Raw genomic sequence first — 3,178 nt, 5'->3', positions numbered from 1 at the left:
CGTGCCGGCGTCGCGATGACGGGCGAGATCACGCTGCGCGGCGAAATCACGGCGATCGGCGGATTGAAGGAAAAGCTGCTGGCGGCTCACCGGGGTGGCATCAAGACCGTGATGATCCCGGAAGAGAACGTGAAGGACTTGCAGGACATTCCCGAGAACGTCAAGAATCACCTTGAGATCGTGCCGGTGAAGTGGTTCGACAAGGTGCTTGAAGTTGCGCTGCAGCGCTTGCCCGAAGCGCTAGTGGAAGACGAACCGAAAGTCGCTGAAACGCCCAAGGCCGAAGCGGTACCCGCTATCACTACAGAGCGCTTGAAGCACTGAGCGCAAGGTCGGTCGCGCTTGCGCGGCCGCGTCCCCTTCGGCTACACTTTGCGGCTCGCGACAGGCGGCAACGTCGTGAGTCTCGAAGCCCCGGCGTCGTTTCAGTAGTGCTTGTGAACGATAGGGGTTTCAAGGACACCCAAGCGGGAGTAGCTCAGTTGGTAGAGCGCAACCTTGCCAAGGTTGAGGTCGCGAGTTCGAGTCTCGTCTCCCGCTCCACATTCGAAAGGGAAGCTTTGGCTTCCCTTTTTGTTGACACCGCTACAGCGGGTACCAGTGCGGCTGCGTAGGCGCAGGTCAAGGCAGCACAAGCGGGCGCTGGCGTTTTTGGTCAGAATCGGGCGCGGCCTTTTCCAGGCACAGCAGTCAACACGGCGCGGTAGCAAAGCGGTTATGCAGCGGATTGCAAATCCGTCCAGGGCGGTTCGACTCCGCCCCGCGCCTCCATCATTTCCCTGTTGATCATCCCTTCGAACGCCCTGCCAACAGGGCGTTTTGGTTGGTGCGAGCGAAAGGGCGTGAAAGAAGCTCGCGCTACCATGCGCGCCGGGCCTCGATGGCGAAATTGGCAGACGCAGCGGACTTGAAAGCAATTTGAGCGCTCGCGCGGAAACGCGCGGGATGAATCCCGTCAAAGTCGGCGAACCCCCTGCGGTGCATTGACCTGCGCTGCGAGGCAACACCGAGCCAAGCCGCCCGGTCTCCTGGCGGAAGGTGTAGAGAGCGGACGGCGGGCACCTAATGTCGATGTCGCAGCATCGGCGACGGTGAAGGCGCGCTCCAGACCCCGAACGCGCGCAGCTCGCTTGCGCGCGGCGGCGAAAGCCGTAGCGGGTAAGAAAATCCGCAGGACTTCACCGTCCGTACCGGTTCGATCCCGGTTCGAGGCACCACCCCGACTGCAAGCGCGGCTTCGCGTCGCGCTTGTTGTTAGAATAGAACGATCGTGCTTTTTCTATGGCGCGTCCCCGCTGCAGGTTTTGCGGCTCCCTAGAATCGGCAAGCATCAGAGTACTCAAGTCCCTGGAGAACTGCGCATGAAGGCACTGGTTTCGGTCAAGCGCGTCGTCGATTACAACGTGAAGGTGCGCGTCAAGAGCGACGGCAGCGGTGTCGACATCGCCAACGTGAAGATGAGCATGAACCCCTTCGACGAAATAGCCGTCGAAGAGGCGGTGCGGCTCAAGGAGAGGGGCGTGGTCACCGAGATCATCGCCGTGTCCTGCGGCGTCACGCAATGCCAGGAAACGCTGCGAACCGCCATGGCGATCGGAGCCGACCGCGCGATCCTCATCGAGACGACCGAGGAACTGCAACCGCTGGCGGTAGCCAAGCTGCTCAAGGCGCTGGTCGACAAGGAGGCGCCGCAACTGGTGATCCTCGGCAAGCAGGCCATCGACGACGATTGCAACCAGACCGGCCAGATGCTGGCCGCGCTGGCCGGCTTGCCGCAAGCCACGTTCGCGAGCAAGGTCGAGGTAGCGGACGGCTTCGCGACGGTCACGCGCGAGGTCGATGGGGGGCTCGAGACGATCAGGATCAAGTTGCCCGCCGTCATCACCACGGACCTGCGACTCAACGAGCCGCGCTACGTGACGCTGCCCAACATCATGAAGGCCAAGAAGAAGACGCTCGAGGTCTTGAAGCCGGCAGAGCTCGGTGTAGATGTCGCGCCTCGCTTGAAGACGCTCAAGGTCGTCGAGCCGCCCAAGCGCGGCGCTGGCATCAAGGTGCCCGACGTGGCGACCCTGGTGGCCAAGCTCAAGAACGAAGCCAAAGTGATTTAGTGCGGCGCGAAGCGCTGCACTGAATCGTCGCGTTCGACCGGTCGCTGGAGCGCCGGTCAACGCGCCTTAATCCGGAGAATCTGCATGACTGCTCTCGTAATTGCTGAACACGACAATGCCCACCTCAAGGGCTCCACGTTCAACACCATTACGGCCGCGACGCAATGCGGCGGCGAGGTGCACGTGCTGGTGGCCGGCGCCGATGCCGGCGCGGTAGCCCAGGCCGCTGCCCAGGTGCATGGCGTCGCCAAGGTGGTGCATGCCGATGCGCCGGCCTTCGCCGACGGCCTCGCCGAGAACGTCGCCGCGCAGGTGATCGCGCTCGCCGGCGATTACAGCCACATCCTCTTTCCTGCCACGGCCTACGGCAAGAACATCGCGCCGCGCGTGGCCGCGCTGCTCGACGTCGCGCAGATCTCCGACATCAGCAAGGTCGACGCGCCTGACACGTTCGAGCGCTCCATCTACGCCGGCAACGCCGTCGCCACTGTGCAGAGCGCCGAGGCGACCAAGGTGATCACCGTTCGCACCACCGGGTTCGACGCGGCCGCCAGCAGCGGCGGCAGCGCTGCGGTGGAACGCATCGACGCGGTGGCCGACAGTGGTGCATCGAGCTTCGTCGGCCGCGAGGTCACCAAGAGCGATCGGCCCGAACTCACCGCTGCCAAGATCATCGTCTCGGGCGGCCGCGCGCTGGGCTCCAGCGACAAGTTCACCGAGGTGCTCACGCCATTGGCCGACAAGCTCGGCGCCGCGCTGGGCGCAAGCCGCGCGGCAGTGGATGCCGGCTACGCGCCCAACGACTGGCAGGTCGGCCAGACCGGCAAGATCGTCGCGCCCAGCCTTTACATCGCTGCGGGCATCAGTGGTGCGATTCAGCATCTGGCGGGCATGAAGGACAGCAAGGTCATCGTGGCGATCAACAAGGATGCGGAGGCGCCGATCTTCAGCGTCGCCGATTACGGGCTCGAGGCCGATCTGTTCGAAGCCGTGCCGGCGATGGTCAAAGAACTCGGCTGAACGCAGTCTTCTTCGAAGCAAGGCGCCTCGACGTTGCCGCGTCCCGG

At 63.8% G+C, this 3,178-nt stretch carries 3 protein-coding genes and 2 tRNA genes; all 5 read left to right on the top strand.

Annotation, left to right across the window (positions count from 1 at the left end; genetic code table 11):
* The coding region (locus tag H0W38_RS19525; protein WP_292457287.1) for a S16 family serine protease at positions 1–324 on the top strand (324 nt) is incomplete at its 5' end.
* Between the two features lie 143 nt (positions 325–467).
* Positions 468–543: transfer RNA gene (locus tag H0W38_RS19520), tRNA-Gly, on the top strand.
* A 154-nt stretch (positions 544–697) separates the two neighbouring features.
* A tRNA-Cys gene (locus H0W38_RS19515) sits at positions 698–771 on the top strand.
* 590 nt (positions 772–1,361) lie between these two features.
* Entirely contained in the window at positions 1,362–2,111 is a 750-nt protein-coding gene (locus H0W38_RS19510) for an electron transfer flavoprotein subunit beta/FixA family protein (protein ID WP_292457285.1), read from the top strand.
* 84 nt (positions 2,112–2,195) lie between these two features.
* On the top strand, positions 2,196–3,131 hold the full coding sequence (locus H0W38_RS19505) for an electron transfer flavoprotein subunit alpha/FixB family protein (RefSeq protein ID WP_292457284.1): 936 nt from the start codon (positions 2,196–2,198) through the stop codon (positions 3,129–3,131).
* The last annotated feature ends 47 nt before the right edge of the window (positions 3,132–3,178 follow it).

Origin of the sequence: Methylibium sp. (assembly GCF_013817365.1) — a bacterium.
Taxonomy (GTDB): domain Bacteria; phylum Pseudomonadota; class Gammaproteobacteria; order Burkholderiales; family Burkholderiaceae_C; genus Methylibium.
Note: the sequence above shows the minus strand (reverse complement) of the source record. Positions and strands in the feature narration are given on the sequence as shown.

Excerpts from the sequence above, each read along its gene's own strand:
- H0W38_RS19510 (WP_292457285.1), top strand. The coding sequence starts at position 1,362 with ATGAAGGCACTGGTTTCGGTCAAGCGCGTCGTCGATTACAACGTGAAG.
- H0W38_RS19505 (WP_292457284.1), top strand. The coding sequence starts at position 2,196 with ATGACTGCTCTCGTAATTGCTGAACACGACAATGCCCACCTCAAGGGC.